Source organism: Flavonifractor sp. An306, assembly GCF_002159455.1.
GTDB lineage: Bacteria > Bacillota > Clostridia > Oscillospirales > Oscillospiraceae > Flavonifractor.
The window spans coordinates 1-527 of record NZ_NFIQ01000274.1; the positions used below are offsets into that span (position 1 = coordinate 1).

General features: G+C 57.5%; 1 protein-coding gene and 1 pseudogene. Both read right to left on the reverse strand.

From position 1 onward, the window contains the following. Positions 1–328 (reverse strand): hypothetical protein (locus tag B5F88_RS20090; RefSeq protein ID WP_087937100.1); only part of this gene is annotated, 328 nt, incomplete at its 3' end. Next, positions 325–527, reverse strand: a pseudogene (locus B5F88_RS20095) (hypothetical protein); the annotation flags it as partial. The pseudogene B5F88_RS20095 and the gene B5F88_RS20090, both read right to left, overlap by 4 nt.

The window sequence follows — 527 nt, forward strand, 5'->3', positions numbered from 1 at the left end:
TCCACTTATGGGTCTCATGGGGACTGTCCCGGATGACCACAAAATATCTCCCGTTGCGGTCACCATGCAGCGGTTCAAACCGCACGTCATCATAGAGCGGGCCGGACAGCGGGCAGTTGTTCTTGAACCAGACATAGTAGTGGTCCAGGATATAGGGGTCGGTGATCCCCATGACCACCTTGCTCAACTTCTGGAGCCGTCCGGCCAGCGCGTCATCCTGACAGAACCAGTCATACCACCCGGCCTCACACTGAACGGCACGATCTTTCGAGGAAAAATCCCCGGCACGGAACCGCTCCTGCCACTGGCGGACACTCATTTCCGTCATAGCGTCCCCCTCTCCGGCAGGAGGCGCTCCATGAGGTCGGCAATGGTCCGAAACACCTCCGCCAATTCACGGGATTCTTTCACCGTATCTTCCATCTCGTCCCTGGTCATGCGGGTGCATTTAGCCCAGATCCGGACATTTTCTTCTGTGGGGTCCAGCAGGACCGCCTTTTCGTATGCTTTGCAGAAGACTCCGGCGA